Origin of the sequence: Demequina sp., from assembly GCF_049841215.1 — a bacterium.
GTDB lineage: Bacteria > Actinomycetota > Actinomycetes > Actinomycetales > Demequinaceae > Demequina.
Map to the genome: position 1 here is coordinate 1 of NZ_JASGEO010000002.1, position 21,730 is coordinate 21,730.

At 66.0% G+C, this 21,730-nt stretch carries 18 protein-coding genes; all 18 read right to left on the reverse strand.

Features of this window, described 5'->3' with window-relative positions:
* Positions 1-294: 294 nt before the first annotated feature.
* Positions 295-1,713, reverse strand: coding sequence for a pyruvate kinase (pyk, locus tag QM618_RS00025; protein WP_428092978.1), 1,419 nt, complete (start codon positions 1,711-1,713; stop codon positions 295-297).
* A gap of 41 nt (positions 1,714-1,754) precedes the next feature.
* Positions 1,755-3,224 carry a glutamate synthase subunit beta gene (locus QM618_RS00030; protein ID WP_428092981.1) on the reverse strand — a complete coding sequence of 490 codons (1,470 nt, stop codon included), beginning with the start codon at positions 3,222-3,224 and terminating at the stop codon, positions 1,755-1,757.
* The gene (gene gltB / locus QM618_RS00035; RefSeq protein WP_428092984.1) at positions 3,217-7,752 is read right to left on the reverse strand and encodes a glutamate synthase large subunit; all 4,536 of its coding nucleotides are present in this window, start codon (positions 7,750-7,752) and stop codon (positions 3,217-3,219) included. The genes QM618_RS00030 and gltB overlap by 8 nt, the downstream gene beginning before the upstream one ends.
* Before the next feature lie 141 nt (positions 7,753-7,893).
* Positions 7,894-8,832 (reverse strand): prolipoprotein diacylglyceryl transferase, encoded by a 939-nt coding sequence (gene lgt / locus QM618_RS00040; protein WP_428092987.1) that lies wholly within the window; start codon positions 8,830-8,832, stop codon positions 7,894-7,896.
* A complete protein-coding gene (trpA, locus tag QM618_RS00045) occupies positions 8,829-9,620 on the reverse strand; it encodes a tryptophan synthase subunit alpha (protein ID WP_428093266.1) in 792 nt (263 codons plus the stop codon). Before trpA ends, lgt begins: the two co-directional genes overlap by 4 nt.
* Before the next feature lie 5 nt (positions 9,621-9,625).
* Positions 9,626-10,831 (reverse strand): tryptophan synthase subunit beta, encoded by a 1,206-nt coding sequence (gene trpB, locus QM618_RS00050; RefSeq protein WP_428092990.1) that lies wholly within the window; start codon positions 10,829-10,831, stop codon positions 9,626-9,628.
* The gene (gene trpC, locus QM618_RS00055) at positions 10,828-11,637 is read right to left on the reverse strand and encodes an indole-3-glycerol phosphate synthase TrpC (RefSeq protein WP_428093269.1); all 810 of its coding nucleotides are present in this window, start codon (positions 11,635-11,637) and stop codon (positions 10,828-10,830) included. Before trpC ends, trpB begins: the two co-directional genes overlap by 4 nt.
* 66 nt (positions 11,638-11,703) lie before the next feature.
* A complete protein-coding gene (locus QM618_RS00060; RefSeq protein ID WP_428092994.1) occupies positions 11,704-12,132 on the reverse strand; it encodes a DUF2752 domain-containing protein in 429 nt (142 codons plus the stop codon).
* 1 nt (position 12,133) lies between these two features.
* Positions 12,134-12,478, reverse strand: a complete 345-nt coding sequence (locus QM618_RS00065; RefSeq protein ID WP_428092998.1) for a hypothetical protein — start codon at positions 12,476-12,478, stop codon at positions 12,134-12,136.
* A gap of 47 nt (positions 12,479-12,525) precedes the next feature.
* Entirely contained in the window at positions 12,526-12,762 is a 237-nt protein-coding gene (locus tag QM618_RS00070; protein WP_428093001.1) for an HGxxPAAW family protein, read from the reverse strand.
* Between the two features lie 43 nt (positions 12,763-12,805).
* Complete coding sequence (locus QM618_RS00075) at positions 12,806-14,347, reverse strand: anthranilate synthase component I (RefSeq protein ID WP_428093004.1); 1,542 nt, start codon at positions 14,345-14,347, stop codon at positions 12,806-12,808.
* Complete coding sequence (gene hisI, locus QM618_RS00080) at positions 14,344-14,700, reverse strand: phosphoribosyl-AMP cyclohydrolase (protein ID WP_428093007.1); 357 nt, start codon at positions 14,698-14,700, stop codon at positions 14,344-14,346. Before hisI ends, QM618_RS00075 begins: the two co-directional genes overlap by 4 nt.
* 45 nt (positions 14,701-14,745) lie before the next feature.
* On the reverse strand, positions 14,746-16,521 hold the full coding sequence (locus QM618_RS00085) for an ABC transporter ATP-binding protein (protein ID WP_428093010.1): 1,776 nt from the start codon (positions 16,519-16,521) through the stop codon (positions 14,746-14,748).
* Positions 16,518-18,374, reverse strand: coding sequence for an ABC transporter ATP-binding protein (locus QM618_RS00090; protein ID WP_428093014.1), 1,857 nt, complete (start codon positions 18,372-18,374; stop codon positions 16,518-16,520). Before QM618_RS00090 ends, QM618_RS00085 begins: the two co-directional genes overlap by 4 nt.
* A complete protein-coding gene (gene hisF / locus QM618_RS00095; protein WP_428093018.1) occupies positions 18,371-19,141 on the reverse strand; it encodes an imidazole glycerol phosphate synthase subunit HisF in 771 nt (256 codons plus the stop codon). The genes QM618_RS00090 and hisF overlap by 4 nt, the downstream gene beginning before the upstream one ends.
* Positions 19,141-20,067 carry an FKBP-type peptidyl-prolyl cis-trans isomerase gene (locus tag QM618_RS00100; RefSeq protein WP_428093022.1) on the reverse strand — a complete coding sequence of 309 codons (927 nt, stop codon included), beginning with the start codon at positions 20,065-20,067 and terminating at the stop codon, positions 19,141-19,143. The genes hisF and QM618_RS00100 overlap by 1 nt, the downstream gene beginning before the upstream one ends.
* A gap of 48 nt (positions 20,068-20,115) precedes the next feature.
* Entirely contained in the window at positions 20,116-21,525 is a 1,410-nt protein-coding gene (gene pafA / locus QM618_RS00105) for a Pup--protein ligase (protein WP_428093025.1), read from the reverse strand.
* A 17-nt stretch (positions 21,526-21,542) separates the two neighbouring features.
* Positions 21,543-21,725 (reverse strand): ubiquitin-like protein Pup, encoded by a 183-nt coding sequence (locus QM618_RS00110; RefSeq protein WP_428093028.1) that lies wholly within the window; start codon positions 21,723-21,725, stop codon positions 21,543-21,545.
* Positions 21,726-21,730: the final 5 nt, after the last annotated feature.

Consider the following 21,730-nt stretch of genomic DNA (forward strand, 5'->3'; position numbering starts at 1 on the left):
GTCAGACCGCCCTCGACGACCGCGAGCACCATGACCTCGTTCTTGACCCGTTGACCCATGCGACACAGTCAAGGGGTGAACGATGTCTTGAGACATGGGTGAACGATGTCCTGAAATCAGACACCACTCGGGGCACTGTCGCGGCCCTGCGACTTCGCGCAGGGTGACCATTGCTTCGCGCAGGGTGACCGTTGCTTCGCGCAGGGTGACCATTGCTACGCGCACGGTGAGATGGCCGCACAAGCCAAGGGAGCGTCGGGCATGCCCGACGCTCCCTCACCTTGAGTGCGAAAACTAGCCGCGAACTTGGCCCACCTTGTGCACAAAGAACGAGTTGGTGGTGCCGGGAACGCCAACGGGGGTACCGGAGACGACAACGACGTAGTCGCCGTCCACCGCACGGCCGGAATCCTTGAGGTACGAGTCGACGAGGTTCACCATGTCGTCCGTCGAGTCAACGTGGTCCACGAGCTCTGCCGTGACGCCCCACGACAGCGCGAGGCGCTTCTGGGTGTGGGGGTCAGGCGTGAACGCGAGCATCGGGGTCTCGGGGCGCAAGCGCGCCATGCGCAGCGCGGAGTCACCGGACTGCGTGAACGTCACGATGTACTTGACATCCAGAACGTCTGCGACGTCTGCGGCCGCGTGCGTGATGGCGCCTCCGCGCGTCTTGGGAGTGGTGAGGAACGGCGCGATGCGCGTGAACCCCTTCTCCTCAGTGTTCTTGATGATGCGAGCCATCGTCTCCACCGTGACGAACGGGAAGTCGCCAACACTCGTCTCACCGGAGAGCATGACCGCGTCGGTGCCATCGAGGATCGCGTTGGCGCAGTCGGAGGTCTCGGCGCGCGTAGGCACCGGCGAGTGAGTCATCGACTCGAGTACCTGGGTGGCGACGATCACGGGCTTCGCGTTGGCACGGCACAGCTCGATGGCGCGCTTCTGAACGAGCGGCACCTCCTCAAGCGGCAGCTCCACACCGAGGTCGCCGCGGGCCACCATGACGCCATCGAATGCGTCGACAATCTCCTCGAGGTTGTCAACGGCCTGCGGCTTCTCCACCTTGGCGATGACGGGGACCGTGCGGCCCTCCTCGGTCATGATGCGAGCGACATCCTCGTAGTCCTGCGCGGAACGCACGAACGAGAGCGCAATGAAGTCGGCACCGATGCCAAGGCCCCAGCGCAGGTCATCCTGATCCTTCTCGGACAGTGCGGGCACCGACACAGCAACGCCGGGCAGGTTGATGCCTTTGTTGTTGGAGACAGGCCCAGGAACGACAACCTTGGTGACAACGTCGGTCTCCGTGACCTCGGTGACCTCGAGGCGCACCTTGCCGTCGTCAATGAGGAGGGTGTCGCCGGGCTTGCAGTCACCGGGAAGGCCCTTGAAGGTGGTGCCACAGATGTCCTTGGTGCCAACGACGTCACGCGTGGTGATCGTGAAGACATCGCCGATGGCAAGCTCGTGCGGCCCGTTCTCGAAGCGCTCCAGGCGGATCTTGGGGCCTTGCAGGTCCACGAGTACCGCAACATTGCGGCCAGCCTCTTCGGCTGCCTGGCGCACGTTCGCGTACACCTGCGCGTGCTCCTCAGCGCTGCCGTGGCTGCGGTTGATACGGGCCACATCCATGCCCGCCGCGACAAGCTTGCGCATGTTCTCCAGCGAAGCGGTGGCAGGTCCAATGGTGCAGACAATCTTTGCGTTACGCATGTTCTCCAACTTAGTCGTTGTATGGCACGGAGGTGTAGGACTTATGCGCGCAGTGCCACTGTTCGCGCGGTGATAGGGGCCGGCAGCTCGGTGCCGCCGGTCAAGTACTCGTCGATAGCGGCTGCGGCCGCACGTCCCTCCGCGATTGCCCACACCACGAGCGACTGGCCGCGGCCGGCGTCACCCGCGACGAACACGCCGTCCTGGGCGGTGGCGAAGCGGGCGTCGCGCGCGAAGGACTGCCGTTCGGTCACCGTGACGCCTAGCTGCTGGGCGATGAGTTCGCCCTCGGGGCCGGTGAATCCCATGGACAGCAGCACGAGATCCGCGGGGATCTCGCGCTCGGTGCCCGGAGCGGGACCACGCATGCCGTTGGGCATCACCTCTGTGGTCGCGATGCGCAACGCGGTGACGTGGTGGTCTTCGTTGCCGACGAACTCCACGGTGGAGGCAAGGAACTGGCGCTCTCCGCCCTCCTCGTGCGAGGAGGAGACTTCAAACAACAGGGGGTGCGTAGGCCACGGCTGGTTCTTTCCGTCACGTGACTCCGGCGGCTTCACGCCGATCGCCAAAGTGGTCACTGACTTCGCTCCCTGGCGAAGCGCGGTGCCAAGGCAGTCAGAGCCCGTGTCGCCGCCGCCGATGATGATGACGCGCTTGCCTTCCGCGGTGATTTGGTTGGGAACCGCGGTGCCCTCGGCCTCGTAGTTGCCCTGGGTGAGGTACGGCATCGCAAAGTGGATGCCCTTCAGGTACCGGCCGGGGATGGGAAGGTCACGCGGAACGGCAGCTCCAGTGGCAACCAGCACGGCGTCGTAGCGCGCACGCAAGTGATCCCATGGGATGTCGCGGCCGATGTCCACACCGGTGCGGAACACCGTGCCCTCGGCCTCCATCTGGCGCACGCGACGGTCGATGTGGTGCTTCTCCATCTTGAAGCTGGGCACGCCGTACCGCAGCAGGCCACCCACCTTGTCCGAGCGCTCGTATACGGCGACGGTGTGCCCGGCCCTTGTCAGCTGCTGTGCGGCCGCGAGCCCCGCGGGGCCGGAGCCAACAACCGCGATGGTCTTTCCCGTGTGGCGTTGCGCGATCTTGGGGGTGACAAGGCCCTTCTCAAACGCCTTGTCGATGATCGACACCTCGACGTTCTTGATGGTGACAGCCGGCTGGTTGATGCCGAGCACACACGACGTCTCGCACGGCGCCGGGCAGATGCGGCCGGTGAATTCAGGGAAGTTGTTTGTGGCGTGCAGGCGGTCGATCGCGTCTTCCCACTGATCACGCCACGTGAGGTCGTTCCACTCGGGGATGAGGTTGCCAAGAGGGCAGCCCTGGTGGCAGAACGGGATGCCGCAGTCCATGCAGCGACCAGCCTGACGCTTGAGCACCGTCTCGTCCTTCGACAAGTGGTCCTTGACGTCCTGCCAGTCCATGAGGCGCACGGGAACGGGGCGGTTCGTGGGCAGTTCACGCTCACGAGTCGTCAGGAAGCCGCGGGGATCAGCCACCAGTCACCTCCAAGAATTCGGCCCAGGCACCTGGGGCAGAGAGGTCGCCACCGGTCTCTTCAAGCTCGGCGAGCGCCTCGCGCACACGCGCATATTGAGCGGGAAGCAGCCTCGTGAAACGGGCCGACGCTGCGGGCCAGTCCGCGAGCAGGTCCCGTGCCATCGGGGACGCGGTTTCGGCATGGTGGCGCTCTATGAGCGAGCGCACGATGACGTCGTCCTCGGGGTCGAGCGGTCCAAGAGTGAGTTCACCGCTCGCGACAGCATCGGCGTTTACCCTCGTTTCGCGAAGGTCAAGCACGTACGCCGTGCCACCTGACATGCCCGCGCCGATGTTGCGGCCGGTACGGCCCAGGATCACGGCCGTGCCACCTGTCATGTATTCGAGCGCGTGGTCACCGACTCCCTCGACCACTGCGGTGGCGCCGGAGTTGCGGACGCAGAACCGCTCTCCCACTTGGCCGCGCAAGAACAGTTCGCCGCTCGTGGCGCCGTACGCAATGACGTTGCCCGCGATGACGTCTTGCGAGTCGTCGAGCATTGCCGCACGGTCCGGACGAACGATCACACGACCGCCGCTGAGGCCCTTGCCCGCGTAGTCGTTGACGTCGCCATAGAGACGCAGCGTGACGCCCTTGGGCAGGAACGCACCGAACGATTGGCCGGCCGTTCCGGTGAGGTTCACCGTGATCGTGTCATCGGCGAGGCCAGCGCCTTGATAGCGCTTGGTGACCTCGTAGCCGAGCATGGTTCCGACGGTGCGGTTCACGTTGCGTACCGCGGTCTCGATCACGACAGGGTTGCCATCCTCGAGCGCTTCCGCCGCGGCGGCGATCAGCTCGTTGTCGAGCGCGTCGTCGAGGCCGTGGTCTTGCGTGGTGGCGTTGCGAAGTGCGGAGCCCGGTGCGGGGGTCGCGAGCACGGGCGCGAGGTCAAGGCCTTGTGCCTTCCAGTGCGCGATCGCCTTGCGCGTGCGCAGCACCTCAACATGCCCAACAGCCTCTTCGATGGAGCGGAAGCCAAGCTGGGCCAGCAGCTCGCGAACCTGTTGTGCGAGGAAAAGGAAGAACGTCTCCACAAACTCGGGCTTGCCGCTGAAACGGCTGCGCAACTCTGGGTTCTGAGTAGCGACACCGACAGGGCACGTGTCCAAGTGGCACACGCGCATCATGATGCACCCGCTGACGACGAGCGGAGCCGTGGCGAAGCCAAACTCCTCCGCGCCGAGCAGCGCCGCAATCACCACGTCGCGGCCCGTCTTGAGCTGGCCGTCAACCTGCACCACCACACGATCGCGAAGTCCGTTCGCGATCAGCGTCTGCTGGGTGTCGGCGAGGCCGATCTCCCACGGGGCGCCCGCGTGCTTGAGCGAGTTCAGCGGCGAGGCGCCCGTGCCGCCATCGTGGCCGGAGACCAGCACAACGTCGGACTTGCACTTGACCACGCCCGCGGCGATGGTGCCAATGCCCACCTCGGAGACGAGCTTGGTGTGGATGCGTGCCTCGGGGTTGGCGTTCTTGAGGTCGTGGATGAGCTGCTTGAGGTCCTCGATCGAGTAGATGTCGTGGTGAGGAGGCGGTGAGATCAGCCCAACGCCGGGCGTGGAGTGACGCGTGGCGGCCACCCACGGGTAGACCTTGGCGCCAGGGAGCTGTCCACCTTCGCCTGGCTTAGCGCCCTGTGCAAGCTTGATCTGCAGATCGTCGGCGTTCACCAGGTACTCGCTCGTCACGCCAAAGCGACCGGAAGCGACCTGCTTGATGGCGCTGCGACGCTCGGGGTCGTGGAGGCGCTCTGGCGCCTCACCGCCCTCGCCCGTGTTGGACTTGGCCCCAAGCCGGTTCATCGCAATCGCGAGGGTTTCGTGCGCCTCCTGAGAGATGGAGCCGTATGACATCGCACCCGTGGAGAACCGCTTGACGATATCGCGGACGTGCTCCACTTCCTCGATGGGTACGGGCCTGCGCTCGGAGTTGAACTCGAGGAGTCCGCGTAGCGTCATGAGGCTGCGGGCCTGGTCGTCGATGAGGTCGGTGTACTCCTTGAAGACCTCGAACTGCCGGGTTCGCGTTGCGTGCTGCAGTTTGAAGACCGTCTCGGGGTTGAACAGGTGAAGTTCGCCGTCGCGGCGCCACTGGTACTCACCACCGGTGGCGAGGCGCTGGTGTGGCGGACGCTCTCCGCTCAGCGGGTACGCCTCGCGGTGGCGCGCGGCCACCTCCTCGGCAATGACGTCGAGCCCAACGCCGTCCACCTGGCTCGGTGTGCCAGCGAAGTGCTTGTCGACCATCTTGCGGTTGAGGCCGATCGCCTCGAACACCTGCGCCCCACGGTACGAGGCGATCGTGGAGATGCCCATCTTGGACATGACCTTGAGCATGCCCTTGCCGAGCGCCTTGATGAGGTTCTTGACGGCCTTCTCAGGCGAAGTGTCCCCCAAGTAGCCCGTCTTCGCGAGCACCTCAACGGTCTCCATCGCGAGATACGGGTTCACCGCAGCCGCGCCGTAGCCAATCAGCAGCGAGATGTGGTGCACCTCGCGCACGTCGCCTGCCTCAACCACCAAGGAGACCTTGGTGCGAGAGTGGTTGCGCACCAGGTGGTGGTGCACGGAACTCAGCATGAGCAGCGACGGAATGGGAGCGTGCTCTTGATCCGAGTCGCGGTCGGAAAGGATGAGGAAGCTGACGCCCTCCTCGATCGCGGCGTCCACCTCGCGGAAAATCTCGGTGAGCCTGCGCTCGAGCCCCGCACCGCCCTCGTGGACGCGGTAGCGGCCCTTGATGGTGCGCGAGGAGAAGATGCCCTTGAGTCGCGGGTCCGCGTCAACGTGGATGATCTTCGCGAGTTCGTCGTTGTCGATAACCGGAAAGTCGAGCACGAGCTTGCGCGCGTGGGTGGGGTCAGATTCCAGCAGATTAGGCTCCGGGCCAATCGCGCCCGCGATGGACGTGACAAGCTCTTCGCGGATGGCGTCGAGCGGCGGGTTGGTCACTTGCGCGAACATCTGGGTGAAGTAGTCAAAAAGCAGCCGTGGCCGTGCCGACAGCACCGCAACGGGAGTGTCGGATCCCATCGCGCCAAGCGGTTCCGCACCCGTCTTGGCCATGGGGGCGAGCAGCACCTTGAGCTCTTCCTCCGTGTATCCGAAGGTGCGCTGGCGGCGGTTGACGGAGTGCGAGGAGTGCACGATGTGCTCGCGGTCCGGGAGTTCGGCGAGGCGAACGGTGTGCTCCGCCACCCACTGCGCGTACGGGTTCTCCGCGGCGAGGCGCGTCTTGATCTCTTCGTCCTCGATGATGCGGCCTGCCGCGGTGTCCACGAGCAGCATGCGTCCGGGCTGGAGCCGCCCCTTGCGCACCACGGTGGCCGGGTCGATGTCGAGCACGCCGGCCTCGGAACCGAGCACTACAAGGCCGTCCTGGGTCACCCAGAAGCGGCCAGGGCGCAGGCCATTGCGGTCGAGCACGGAACCGATGACGGTGCCGTCGGTGAAGGTCAGCGACGCGGGACCGTCCCACGGCTCCATGAGGCTGCCGTGGTACTCGTAGAACGCTCGCCGTGCCGGGTCCATCTCGTCGTTCTTCTGCCACGCCTCAGGAATCATCATGAGGATCGCGTGCGGAAGAGAGCGGCCACCCAAGTGCAGCAACTCGAGTACCTCGTCGAACGACGCGGTGTCGGATGCGGAGGGCGTGCACACGGGCATGAGTTCCGGCAGGGCGCCAAGCAACTCGGAGCGCAGCGTGCCCTCGCGAGCGGCCATCCAGTTGCGGTTGCCGCGCACGGTGTTGATCTCGCCGTTGTGCGCGATGAGGCGCAAGGGCTGCGCGAGCGGCCACGACGGGAACGTGTTCGTGGAGAAGCGCGAGTGCACAAGGGCCAGCTCGGACGCAAAGAGCTCGTCCTGGAGGTCGAGGAACACCTCGTCCAACTGGTACGTGGTGAGCATGCCCTTGTAGCTCAGGGTACGCGCAGACAAGGAGGCAAAGAACGGGCCACCTGCGTTCTCGGAGCGCTTGCGCACGCGATACACGCGGCGGTCTAGCGCGATTCCCGTGGCGTCGCCTGCGGAGACGAATACCTGGCGGAACGTTGGCATGGCGGCACGGGCCGACGGCCCAAGCGGCTCCGGATTCACCGGAACATCGCGCCACCCAAGGACCGTGACGCCCTCCGACGCGGCCGCTCCTTCAAAGATCGCCACCTGCTCCGCCTCGCGGCCTACTTCGAGGAACGCGATACCAACGGCGTAAGCGCCCGCTGCGGGAAGCTCGAAGTCGACGACGGATCGCAAGAACGCGTCGGGAACCTGGGTCAGGATGCCAGCGCCGTCGCCGGTCTCCGTCTCGGCGCCAACCGCGCCGCGGTGTTCGAGGTTCTTGAGCGCCGTCAGGCCAGCGTCGACGATGTCGCGCCCCGCGGAACCGCGCAAGGTAGCCACAAACGCCACGCCGCACGAGTCATGCTCGTACGCGGGGTTATAGAGGCCACCTGCGTTGAGGTGATCGCGAAGCTCCGCGGCCATTACACCGTCCTTCTTCGCCGCGGGCGCGCGCCAACGGCAGTTCGAGGTTTCGGGGCGCCGTCGACCCGTCGTTCACACGGGTACCCAGCGTACCGCCTGGCGTTCCGGGACAAGAATCCCCAAAGGTCCTGGCGACAGGAATTACCCGTCTGCGCCGTCCCGTGCGGGGGCGTCTGCGCTGGACTCGGAGGGATCACCACCGGCGTCGTCTGTGGAGGGGTCACCTCCGTTGGCCGGGGCCGCCGCAAGTTCGTTGCGTGGCACATGCACGGACAGCCGCCGCTGCCGTGCCCCCAGCCAGAAGAAGATGATAGTCGACGCCACCAGTACCACCAACGACACAAGCGTGTTCACGCGGAAGATGCCAATGTGGTTGGCGTCGTCGATGCGCACCATCTCGATCCATAGGCGTCCGGACGTGTAGACCATGACGTACAGCCAGAACACCCTCCCGCCGCGAAGATCGAGTCGCTTGTCGAGGTAGACGATGAGCGCGGCGCCCACGAGGTTCCACACCAGTTCGTAGAGGAACGTGGGGTGGAACGTGGTGTACGCCTCGTACCCATCGGGGCGGTACTGCGGGTCAACGACAAGTCCCCACGGCAGCTCAGTTGGCCCACCGAAGAGCTCTTGGTTGAAGTAGTTGCCCAACCGCCCAATCGCCTGCGCCACGAGCACAGCAGGCGCGGCCGCGTCCATGAAGGTCACGAAGCTCACGCCGTGGCGCTTACACCCAATCCACGCACCAAGAGCTCCCAGCGCTACGGCTCCCCAAATGCCGAGGCCACCGTTCCAGATAGCGAACGCCGCCCATGGATCTCCGCCCTCGCCAAAATACGCTTGCGGAGAGGTGATGAGGTGGTAGATCCGCCCGCCGACGATGCCAAACGGCACGGCCCAGAACGCCACCGATCCCACGACGTCGGCATTGCCGCCCCGCTCCACCCAGCGCTTGGTGGTGTACCAAATGGCGAAGAAGATGCCCGCGAGGATGCACAGGGCGTACATGTGGATGGTGAGCGGCCCAAGCGAAAAGCTCTGCAGGCCCGACGGCGGGGCCGGGATGAACGTGTGGGTCACCTTGCGCTCCTCACGCCTTGGGCGAGTTCGCTCACCTTCGCGCGCAGGGCGGCGAGAGCGACGTCTTCGTTCTCGTGGTCGAGCAACGTCCGCACAAGTGCGGAGCCAACGATGACGCCGTCGGCGTAGGCACCAACCGTTGCCGCGTGCTCGCCGGTGGTCACACCGATGCCAACGCAGACATGGGTAGCGCCACTGGCCCGCGAGTCGCGCACCAGCCGCTCCGCTTGGGTGCCGATCTGCGCGCGCTCCCCCGTGACACCCATGACGGCCGTGGCGTACAAGAATCCCGTTGTGGCGGCCACCGTGTAGTGGATGCGCTCTTGAGTGGAGCTAGGGGCCACGAGGAAGGTGGTCTCGAGCCCATGCGCCGTCGCGGCCGCGAGCCACTCATCGGCATTGTCTGGGGTGAGGTCGGGGAGGATCACTCCCGCTCCCCCAGCCTCTGCGAGCTCCGCGGCGAAACGGTCGATTCCGTACTGCAGGATTGGGTTGTAGTAGGACATCACTACCGCAGGTGCCCCGGCCTCGACCGCCGCACGGACACCCGCGAACACATCCTTCACGCGCACACCACGCTGCAGCGCGGCCTCCGCGGCGGCCTGCACGGTGGGCCCGTCCATGCTCGGGTCCGAGTACGGGAGCCCCACCTCCACGCCATCCACGCCCGCCTCGACCATCGCGGCGATCGCGCGGCACGAGGCGTCCACCGACGGGTAGCCAACGGGTAGGTACCCAATGAGTGCGGCACGATTCTGGGCCGTGGCGGCGTCGATCGCCTCGATCATGCTCTTCACGCGTCACCGTCCAAGAGCCCAAACCAGCGCGCGGCCTGCTCCACGTCCTTGTCTCCGCGACCGGAGAGGCTCACCAGGATGGTCGCGTCCGGGCCCAACTCCTTGCCCAGCTTGATGGCGCCAGCGAGCGCGTGCGCGGACTCGATAGCAGGCAGGATGCCTTCCGTACGGCTCAGCACCGAGAACGCCTCCATCGCCTCGGCGTCCGTCACCGGCCAGTACTCGGCGCGGCCGATCGCCGCGAGCCACGAGTGTTCCGGGCCAACGCCAGGGTAGTCAAGGCCCGCGCTGATCGAGTGGGACTCGGTGATCTGTCCGTCCTCGTTCTGCAGGATGTAGGACCGCGAGCCGTGCAGCACGCCCGGGCGCCCGCCCGTGATCGTCGCCGCGTGCCTGCCAGTCTCCACGCCGTCGCCAGCGGCCTCACAGCCGATGAGCCGCACGCCGTCGTCGTCAAGGAAGGCGTCGAAGATGCCAATCGCATTGGAGCCGCCACCGACGCACGCAACCACAGCGTCGGGCAGGCCGCCCAGAGCGAGCGTCTGCTCGCGAGCCTCGACCCCAATGACGCGCTGAAAATCGCGCACCATCGCGGGGAAAGGGTGCGGGCCGGCAGCGGTACCGAAGATGTAGTTGGTGGTGTCGACGTTGGCCACCCAGTCGCGGAATGCCTCGTTGATCGCGTCTTTGAGGGTGCGCGATCCGGACGTCACGGGAATGACCTCGGCGCCCAGCAGGCGCATCCGCGCCACGTTGAGGGCTTGGCGCTGCGTGTCCTCTTCACCCATGTAGATCACGCACTCGAGATCCATCAGGGCGGCGGCGGTGGCGGTAGCGACACCGTGCTGTCCCGCTCCCGTCTCCGCGATGACCCGCTGCTTGCCCACCCGCTTGGTGAGAAGCGCTTGGCCAAGGACGTTGTTGATCTTGTGGGAACCGGTGTGATTCAAGTCCTCACGCTTGAGCAGGATGCGCGCCCCGCCAGCGTGGCGAGCGAATCGCGGCACCTCGGTGACGATCGACGGGCGGCCGGTGTAGTCACGAGCGAGGCGATCGAGCTCCGCCTGGAAACTGGGGTCGATGCGGGCCTTCTCGTAGGCATCCGTCAGTTCATCGAGGGCCGCGATGAGCGCCTCAGGGACAAATCGGCCGCCAAAATCTCCGAAGAACGGCCCTGGGGCCGCCTGGAGCGAGTCCGTCACGGACGCACCGAACGCAACGCGGGGTGGGCGCCGGCGGCGACCATCTCGGCAACGGCCTGTCGCGGGTTGTCATCCTTGACGAGCGCCTCACCAACGAGCACGGCGTCGGCGCCCATGCGGGCGTACTCGACGACGTCGTGACTGTCGCGAATGCCTGACTCTGCCACGCGGAGGATGCCGTCCGGAATGGTGGGCGCCACGCGCTGGAACGTGTGACGGTCCACCTCAAGCGTCTTGAGGTTGCGCGCGTTCACGCCGATGACGCGGGCGCCAGCGTCGGCCGCGCGCAGCGCCTCTTCGGTGTCGTGAACCTCCACGAGGGCGCACATTCCAAGGGAATGCACCCTCTCGACGAGGCTCTCGAGAGCCATCTGCTTGAGTGCCGCGACGATGAGCAGCACCATGTCAGCACCGTGCGCCCGCGCCTCCCACACCTGATACGGCGTGACGATGAAGTCCTTGCGGAGGATTGGGATATCCACCTTGGCGCGCACGGCATCGAGGTCGCTCAGTGAGCCCTCAAAGCGGCGCTCCTCGGTAAGCACAGAAATGACCGATGCTCCACCGGCTTCGTACTCGGTGGCCAGCGAGGCGGGGTCGGCAATCTCGGCGAGCTCGCCCTTCGACGGGCTGGAGCGCTTCACCTCTGCGATGACGGCAACTTCGTCGCGAGCAAGGATCTGGCGAGCGTCAATGGCGCTGGGCAGGCGAGACGCGCGCTCCTTGAGCGCTTCCATAGATGTCAACTGCTCGCGACGCGCCAAGTCCTCGCGGACTCCCGCAACGATCGTGTCGAGCACGCTGATCCCCACCTCTGCCATGGCCCCATCGTAGCGCCGCCTGGCGACCCTCCCGACCGCAGGTAACCGCGCTCAGGGGGCGAGGTAAGTGGCGAAGGGCCCAATATTGCGCAGAAGCCAAAAGCCAGCCACAAGGCCAACGAGCGCCCAGTACACAGCTGGGTGAAAGCGCGGGGCCCGCCAATTGAGGCCCACGGTGTTGCCGCCCCACCACACGAGCGCTACGAGCGTCACGGGGATGATCACCACAATGGCGAGGGCGTTGAGCGAGAGAGCCCCTGCCACGTCGCCGTGGAGGAGTTGGTGCACGGCGCGAAGGCCGCCGCACCCGGGGCAATAGATGCCGGTGCCGGCGTAGAGCAGGCAGACGGGGAAGGCCCCCGTCTCAAAAGGGTTGCGCACATACGTGTACGCGGTAGCTGACGCGAGCGCGACCGCCGAAGCGACCGGCCCCACCCAGCGGGTGGAGGTGGTCGCGGAAGCGGTCGCGCTCGCGGTCAACTCAGCTGCTGAACGACGCCGTGTACGCGCCACTCGAGAAGCCCCAGATCATGCCGATCGTGCCGAGCACGGTACCGATGATGCCGAGGATGAAGCCGACGTTGCCGAGGTTGCCGTTGGTGGCAAGGCCAGCGGCGGCAGCCTTCTTGGAGTTGTTGCCGAGGATGATGGCCGGGATACCGGCGAGCAGGCCACAGCACAGGATCGAGACGATTCCCAGCACAAGAGCCCACACACCGAGGCTGTTCTTGCTGGTGTTTCCCTGCGGCCCGTACGCACCTGGCGGCGGCGGCGGAACCGGCGGCACACCTGGCGGCGGGGGCGGCGGAGGAGTTACTTCTGACATTGAGGAGTCCCCTTTCGAAGCCGACACCCGGGACGGTGCCGGTGGGGTTACCTTAGCGGCTGGCCGTGGCCAAGCGCGCGCAGTGTGGCCCCTGCGGCCAAAGAAAGCACCGCAATGGCGATGCCAACCCAGATGGCCCACATGGCGCCAACCATCATGCCGATGCCGCCCACGAGGAACGCGATCACGATTCCGGAGTTCAGCACCCACGCAGCAAGCGTCATGCCGTGGTTGGGCGCGGCCGCGTCTGGGAGGTCCTGCGGCTCCAGGTGAACGCTTGACATGGGGACTCCTTGGGCGTGGTTGGGGTAAGTGCCTGCGGCGATTCTAGCGTGCGGCGACGCGCTCGAGGCGGGAGGCAACACGCACCGCGCGCACCATTGCGGCCGCCTTGTCGCGCGTCTCTTGAGCCTCGCGCTCGGCAACGCTGTCGGCGACGATGCCCGCGCCGGACTGGATGTGGGCAACTCCCTCGCGAATGAGCGCCGTGCGAATCGTGATCGCAAAGTCCATGTTGCCCGCGAAGTCGAAGTATCCGGCCGCACCGCCGTAGAACGCGCGCCGCACCGGCTCGATCTCGTCGATGAGGGCAATCGCGCGGGCCTTAGGCGCGCCAGAGAGCGTTCCCGCGGGGAACGTCGCCGTGAACGCGTCGACGGCCGTGAACTGCGGCTCGATGCGCCCCACGACCGTGGAGCAGATGTGCATGATGTGGCTATAACGGTTGACCGCCATGAACTCCGTGACCTCGACGGACGTGGGCTCGCACACCTTGACGAGGTCATTGCGGGCGAGGTCCACGAGCATGATGTGCTCGGCGATCTCTTTGGGATCTTCGATGAGTTCCGCAGCAAGAGCTTTGTCCTCTTCAGCGGACGCGCCTCGTGGCCTCGAGCCAGCAATCGGATACGTGCGCATCTGGCCTTGCTGAAGCGCGACGAGAGACTCTGGGCTGGCCCCAACAATCGCAAACTCGCGGCCCTCGCGATCTTCAATCTGGAAGTAATACATGTACGGGCTCGGGTTGATCGTGCGAGCCACCCGGTAGACGTCGAGAGGGTCGCCCTGGAACGGAACATCGAAGCGCTGTGAAGGCACCATCTGGAAGACCTCGCCGTCGCGAATTGCCTCCTTGGCAAACGCGACGGCCTCCTCGAACTCCCCCTCCGCACTGCGTGGGTGAACGGGAACGTCCTCGCCCTCTGTGAGAACGGAGACGGCTCCCGCGTCCGCGGACGCGAGCGCAAGTTCCATCGCGTCGACGCGCGCCACCGCATCGTCATACGCGGCGTCGATTCCCGTCGCCTGTGCGTCGGCGTTCACCGCGTTCGCGATGAGCCACACGCTGCCGTCGTGATGATCGATGGCCGCAACGTCCGTTGCCAAGGCGAGCACAGCGTCGGGCACATCGATGTCTTTGGGAGCCTTCTTGGGAAGCGTGGGCTCCCATTGGCGAATGATGTCCCAGCCGATGACGCCGACCATGCCGCCCGTGAGCGGCGGGAGGCCCTCGATGGGCTCGGAGCGGAGCTCCGCGAGTACACGCCGGATCGCGTCGAGCGGGGCGCCGTCGGCGAGCCCAACGGGAACCTCTCCCGCCCACTGCGCATCGTCCCCGTCAACGGTCAACGTGGCGCTCGATCGCACGCCAACAAAGGACCACCGCGATCGCGAGCCGTCGGGCTCTGCGGACTCCAGAATGAATGTCCCTGGCCTACCTCCCGCGAGGGCGCGATAGACGGCAACAGGGGTGAGAGAGTCGGCGAGCACGCGCCGCACAACGGGCACCACGCGCCGCGACGCGCCGATCCCCACGAACTCCTCGCGCGAGGGCCACGTCTGGCCCCACTCCACCGTCACCGCGGTCACTGGATCTCTCCCCGCACCGCGCCAAGGTCGCCGCCGGCCTCGAAGCACGTGCGAGTGCCCGTATGGCACGCGGGGCCCGTCTGGTCCACCTTGAGCAGCAGAGCGTCACCGTCGCAATCGAGGCTCACGGACACCACCCGTTGGGCATTTCCTGACGTGTCACCCTTGCGCCACAGCTCTTGGCGGGAGCGGCTCCAGTACACCGCGCGCCCAGACGTAAGGGTCTGCTCAAGCGCGTCATCGTTCATCCACGCCACCATCAGCACCTCGCCGGTGTCATGCTGCTGGGCCACGGCCACGACGAGGCCATCGGCGTTGCGCTTGAGCTTGGCTGCGATGTCTTGGGCGAGCATGGCGATTATCTTTCCACGCCCAAGCCTCGCGGCCCGACGCTGGTGTCAGTCGCGGGTCTGGCTCACCCACGCGGCGTACAGGTCTGCGTAGATTCCGCCGTTGTTCACGAGCTCCTTGTGCGGCCCAACCTCGACGAGTTCACCCTGCTCCATGACGCCAATCAGGTCGGCGCGCTCCGCCGTCGAGAGGCGGTGAGCGATCACGACTGCGGTGCGTCCTTGCATGAGCCCCTCGAGTGCCCTCGAAATGCGCACCTCGGTGGCGGGGTCAACCGCACTGGTTGCCTCGTCGAGGATGAGGAGGTCGGGGTCGCGCAAGTACGCCCGCGCGATCGAGACCAGTTGCCGCTCCCCCGCACTCAGCAGCTCGCCGCGGGGGCCAACATGGGTGTCGAGGCCGTCGGGCAGGGTCGCCACCCACGACTCGAGCCCGAGCGACTCAAACGCGGCCAAGGCGCGGCGAGAGAGGTCCTCTTCCGCAGCGTCGGGCAGTGCGTACGCGAGGTTGGTGCGAATGGTGCCGTCGAAGAGGAAGCCCTCCTGGGGCACCACCGCTACCGAGCGGCGCAGCGACGACATCGGCACGTCCTTGAGGTCAACGCCACCAACGCGGATGACGCCCTCGTTGGGGTCGATGAAGCGCGACATGAGGCGCGCAAGCGTGGTCTTTCCCGAACCCGTCTGGCCCACAAGGGCGATGCGCTTCCCCGACGGCACCGTTAGGTCGATGCCCTTGAGCACCTCGGGACCGCCTGGGTAGGTGAGGCGCACGCCTTCGATCGACAGCTCGCCGTGGCCGTGCGGGATGGGGGTACCGTCCGCGCCGGGATCTGCGATGGTGACCTCGGAGTCGACGAGTTCGAGCACGCGGCGCCACCCGACCATCGCACGCTGCAACTCAGCGAGCATCTCGATGATCCACATGAGCGGGCCGGAGAAGGTGTAGACGAGGAACGGGAACGCCACGACCGTACCGATGGACATCTCGCCGTTGAGCGCGAGCGCCGTTCCACCGATGAGCGCGAGGCCCGTGGCGATCGATTGCGCGAGCACCCCCGACGAGCTGTTGGCTGCCGAGAGCATCGAGGCGTGCCTGTCCGCCTTGAGAATGTGATCGATCTGCTCGCCAAGGCGGCCTCGCATGCGCTGCTGCACGCCGTACGAGCGAATCGTGGCGATACCAACGAGCTGCTCAGAGGTTGCGGCAAGCAGGTCAGCCATCATCGTGCGAACCCGCTGGTACGCCTTGCGCACGCGCGGCTGCACCCACAGCAAAGACATCACCGCGGGGATGAACGCGATCAGCACAAGCAGAGCGAGCTTCCACGAGTAGGCAACCATCACCACGAAGACGATCGCGGACTCAAGTGCGGCGATGAGCATCGCAGCGCCCGTCCACTGCATGAGGTCACGCATCGTGTCGACGTCACCGGTGACGCGAGAGACGTAGCGCCCACGCGCCTCTTCGTTCTGGGTGAGGACGGAGAGCTCGTGAACCTTGCCGAACGCGTCCACACGAAGCGTCGCGAGACCGGCCTCCGCGGCGCCCACCATGCGCGACCGCACGCGCCACGCGACCGTTGCGGAGATGAGCAGCACCACCACACCAGCGAGCGCGTACTGCACCACCACGCCGGTGTCGATGCCACCGGGGGCCAGCAAGCCCTTGTCGGTAATGCGCTGCGTGAGGAACGGCACCGCCGCCTGGCCGGCCGCCGCCACCGCGGCGAGCGCGAGCGTGACCCCAAGTCCCTTGCGGAACTCTGGGCTCACCTCGAAGCCGCGGCGCAGGGTGTCCTTGAGACGAGGCTGATCGCTCATCCGATGTACCCCGCTTCCTCTTGTGCCTGACGTTTGGTGTCTTCTTCGTACGCGAGCACGAGCTCGCGATAGCCCGGGTCCCGCTTGAGAAGGTCCGCGTGCTTGCCCGCGTCGATCACGCGGCCCCTGTCGACGTGGACCACGTGGTCCGCGAGCAGGATGGACGCGAGCCGATACGCAATGATCAGCACCGTTGGGCCATGCCCGTCCTTGCTGAGCCCCGTGAGAATTTCGCGCTCGACGCGCGGGTCAACGGCGCTCGTCGCGTCGTCGAGCACGAGCACGCGCGGCTCACGCACAAGGGCGCGCGCGAGAGCGAGGCGCTGGCGCTGACCGCCGGAGAGGTTCATGCCGCGCTCGTGAAGTTCCGCGTCGAGCCCGCCAACACGTTCGATGACGTCCGTGACATTGGCGCGGCGCAGCGAATCCCAGATCTGGTCATCGGAGAACTCTTCGCCAAGGGTGACGTTGTCGCGCACAGTTCCCGCAAACACGAATGCCGTCTGCGGCGCGAGCGCCACGTGCGAGCCCAATTCTGAGATCGTGGACAGGTCCACGTCATCGAGCGTGATCTCACCCGTCACGGGCCGCGCAAGGCGCGATGCCGCGAGCGCCACGGTGGACTTGCCCGAGCCAGTGGCACCAACGAGTGCCGTCACCGTGCCCGGCTCCAAGTGCAGCGAGACATCGTGAAGGATGACCGCGAGGTTGCCCTCGCCGTCGTCCGCGCCGATGTCTGTGCCATCGAAGGTCATGGTTCCCGCGCCGTCGCGAGAGACCGCGACGTGGCCGGGCTCGTCCACCTCGGTGGCCGCTTGCGCGATCTCGCCAACGCGGCGGAACGCCACGAGCGCCGACGGCATCTGGCCGAGCACCCAGCCAAGGCCCCTGATGGGGACCGAGAGCAAAGTCACGAGGTACACAGCAGAGACCACGTCACCGATCGTCACCGCACCGGCCTGCGCGCGGTACGCGCCAACCACCATGAGCGCAACAGAGCCGAGCGGCACCATCACATCCATCATTGGCTCAAACCAGGCTGAGGTGCGGCCCGTGCGCGTGTCGGCGTCCCGCAGGCCGCGCGCCACAGCAGTGAAACGCTCTTGCTCGATCTGCTCGGCACCAAGCGCCTTAACCACGGTGCCGCCCTCGAAGCTCTCGTGGGCGATCGTGGAGACTTCTGAGCGCAGGCTCTGGCCAAGGTCCCAGCGGGGAGTGATGACGCGCTCGTACGCGTAGTTGATGAGGAGGATCACGGGGATGACGGCGAGCGCGGTGATCGCAAGCCACGGGTCCATCGCGAACAGCGCGTACCCCGCCGCGAACATCATCACCACCGAACCCGCAGCAAACGCGAACGGGTGAAGCGTGTTCGTTGCGGTCTCGGAGTCCGACGACATCGCGGACAGCATGCGACCCGGCTGGTTGGCACGGTGCCAGCCAAGCGGCAGCGACGCGAGAGCGTCGGCAACGACGCGACGGTGGCGCGCTCCAACGCCCGCAACCGCATTGCCCTGGAACGCGCGCCGCAAGTACACGAGCAGCGCGTTGAGGATGCCGATGAAAAGGAACACGCTGCCAGCAAGGAAGATCGCCGTTTGGGGGTCCTGCGTGTACTCACCCCAGACGCCCTGGATCGGCTCGCCGCCAACGCCTGGAATGACCACCTCGTCGGTGATCTTTCCCAGCAAGCGGCCGAACACCACGGTGACGATGGAGAAGATCGCCGAGAAGCTGATCGCGAGCCCAAAGCGCAACGGCTCCGTACGAAGGGCGTGACGCAGCAGCTGCCACGCCTTGTGCAAGAAGCTGCCGGAGAGCTCGTAGTCAGCGGCGCTGGATTCGCGGCTCATCGCACATCGATTCCGGCAGCACGCATGTGCTCCTTGACCTCCGCGATGGTGAGGGTGCCAAAGTGGAACACGCTCGCGGCAAGCACCGCATCGGCACCCGCGTGCGCAGCCGCAACAAAGTCCTCCACCCGCCCGGCACCGCCAGACGCAATCAGTGGAACCTTCACCACGTCGCGCACCTCCTTGATCATCGTCACGTCAAAACCGCCGGTAGTTCCGTCGGCGTCCATCGAGTTGAGCAGGATCTCCCCTGCCCCAAGTTCTTCGCCGCGCCGCGCCCACTCGATCGCATCGATCCCTGTGCCGCGACGCCCGCCATGGGTGGTGACCTCATACCCACTGGCCGTCTCCACTCCGCCCGCACAGCGTCGGGCATCGACGGACAGCACCAGCACCTGGTTGCCAAAGCGTTGCGAAATCTCCGCGAGCAGCTCCGGCCGTGCGATCGCCGCGGTGTTCACCGACACCTTGTCGGCACCCGCGCGCAACAGCCGGTCTACGTCATCAGCGGAGCGCACGCCCCCACCAACGGTGAGCGGCACAAAGACCTGCTCGGCGGTGCGGCTCACCACGTCCAGCATGGTGTCACGGCCCGACGCCGAGGCTGAGACATCGAGGAACGTCACCTCGTCCGCGCCTTCCGTTCCGTAGCGCGCGGCAAGTTCCACGGGATCGCCGGCATCGCGGAGGTTGGCAAAGTTGACGCCCTTGACCACACGGCCCGCGTCTACATCGAGGCAGGGGATCACCCTGATAGCAACGCCCATCACTCCACCGGCGTCCAGATGTCGAGGATGTCGACGACGAACACGAGGGTGCCCTCGTCCGGGTACCCGTACGCGGGAGGCGCAACCACGAGAACCTGCGAACCCACCGTCTGATCCAATAGCGCGTCGTCAAGGGCGGGAACGAGCTGACCCGTGCCGATCTGAGTGGAGAACGGCGCCGTGTCCGTTGGCCACGACGAGGCAAACTCCGTGCCGTTCTTCCAGCGCACCGCCTTGTAGTTGAGCAGCAAGTAGGCGCCCTCGGAGATCTGCGGACCGTCGCCAAGAATGGTCGTCTCTGACTGCACCGTTGTGGGCGCGTCGAGCTTCTCCGGAATCGTGACCGTAGGCTCACCCGTGTCCTCGTTGACCGCCACCGTTGGCAGGTCGTCGCGCTGCGGCATTTCGGCGCCTACGGCGCGATCGGACAGCACATCCACGACCATCGCGACGTTGGGGACGCTCGGCTGACCCTTGGTGGGCGTCTGCGGCGTCAGTTCGCCGTTATCTTCGGTTGCGGGAGCCACCGCCAGCACGCGGGTGCCCACGTTGGAGTCGATGAGCAGGTCATAGAGGTCGTCGCCGAGCACCTCGCGCGCGAGCACGAAGGATCGCGGCAGGCCGTCGAAGGTGTTGATGAGCTCGCTGCCGTCTGCAAGCGAGACCCCGTACACGTCGAGCAGCAGCGGCTGGTTGTCGACGAGGGCCGCGCCCTCTCCATCCCAGATCACCGTTCCCTGCGGCTCGGTGAAGGTTTCACCTTCCGGCAGTGTGATGCTGGGCGCGAGGGCGTCGGACGTGCCGATCTCGATATCGTCGATGCTCGCGGCGGCAGGACCGCCGCTCGTGGCCTCGTTTCCGGCCTCAGAACACCCCGCCAGGGTGAGCGCAACCGCGGCGACTAGCGCTAAGGCACGGCGGCGCATGAGGGTCCTCCAAGGGTGTTGGTACGCGAACTTTCCAGTATATGGAGATCAGGGCGCTGCAAGCGAATCGATGAACTCATCGACCCTGGCATCCGCGCTACGGAAGGGGTCTTTCAGCAACACCGTACGCGATTCTTCGCCGGTCACTTTCAGATGCACCCAGTCCACCGTGTAATCGCGCCCCGCTTGTGACGCAGCACTCACAAACGCACCGCGCAGGTGCGCTCTCGTTGAGGTGGGCGCGGTAGTCATCGCACGCTCGATGCGTTCGTCGTCGATCACGCGCGTGACGAGGCCCTGGGCCTGCAGGCGATAGAACAGCCCGTGCTCCGGCGAGACGTCGTGAAAGGCCAGCTCGAGCCGTGCCAACCGCGGATCATCAAGGCGGCACCCGAGTCGCTCCTGATACCTCGTGATGATCTTGAGTTTGATGGCCCAGTCCAGCTCGGCATCGATGAGGGAGAAATCTTGGGTGCGTACCGCGTCAATGCCGCGCTGCCACAGGTCAAGGATGTGTTCTACCTCGTCGGTGACGGTGACGATCCCGCCGACGTGGCTCTTCACCACGTCGAGGTATGCCTGCTGAACCTCCACCGCTGTCAGGTGCCGGCCGTCGGCCAGTTCCACCGTTGCCTTACCCGTGAGGTCGTGAGCGACGTCGCGAATAGCCTGCATCTCGCGGGCGAGAGCCAGCCCTGGCATCACCACGCGCGCCTCCATGAGGCGCAGGATCAGGTCCGTCGAGCCCATCTTCAGCAACGCGGTGGGCTCGGCCATTGTCGAGTCGCCAACGATGACGTGCATGCGCCGGTAGAGCTCCGCGTTGGCATGGGGCTCGTCTCGCGTGTTGATCATGGGACGAGACCGCGTGGTCGCGGAACTCATGCCCTCCCACATGTGGTCAGCACGCGGCGAGAAACTGAAGTGCGCGCCCTGCGGCGTGCGCGTGATGCAACCAGCTCCGGTGACGATCTGACGAGTTACCAGGAACGGCAAGAGGTCGCTCGCGAAGGCCTTAAAGTCGGCGCGGCGCCGCACCAGGTAGTTCTCGTGGCACCCATACGAGTTGCCCGCGGAGTCGGTGTTGTTCTTGTACAAGTGAATGGTGCCCTCGACGCCTGCGGCGCGCAGCCGCTCCTCGCCGCCCGCCACGAGGCCCTGCACAATGCGCTCCCCCGCTTTATCGAGCGCGATCAGGTCCGCGAGATTGTCTGCCTCCGCGGTGGCGTATTCGGGGTGGGCGCCAACGTCGATGTACAGTCGCGATCCGTTGGTCAGGAACACGTTGGAGGAACGCCCCCACTGCACCACGGAGTGGAAGAGGTGACCCGCGACCTCTTCGGGCGTGATGGGCCGCGTGGTCTGCGTATCGAGGTGCAGGCCAAACTCGGTTTCGAGGCCAAAGATGCGGCGAGCGGGGTCAACCTCTAGCGGCGGCGGAACGTCGGGGCTAATCATGTGGACGGCTCACCGGCTTACTGGCCGCCCTTTTGCACAAAGGAGCGTACAAACTGCTCGGCGTTGACCTGCAGGTTGCCGTCGATCTCGTCGAGCAGCGCGTCAAGAGCGTCCGTGCTCGCCGCGGGGGCCGCGGGAGGCGGGGCATCGTCGGGAACGTCGTCGTCGAAGGAGTCTTGGTTGACGCTTTGCTGAGGCATACGGT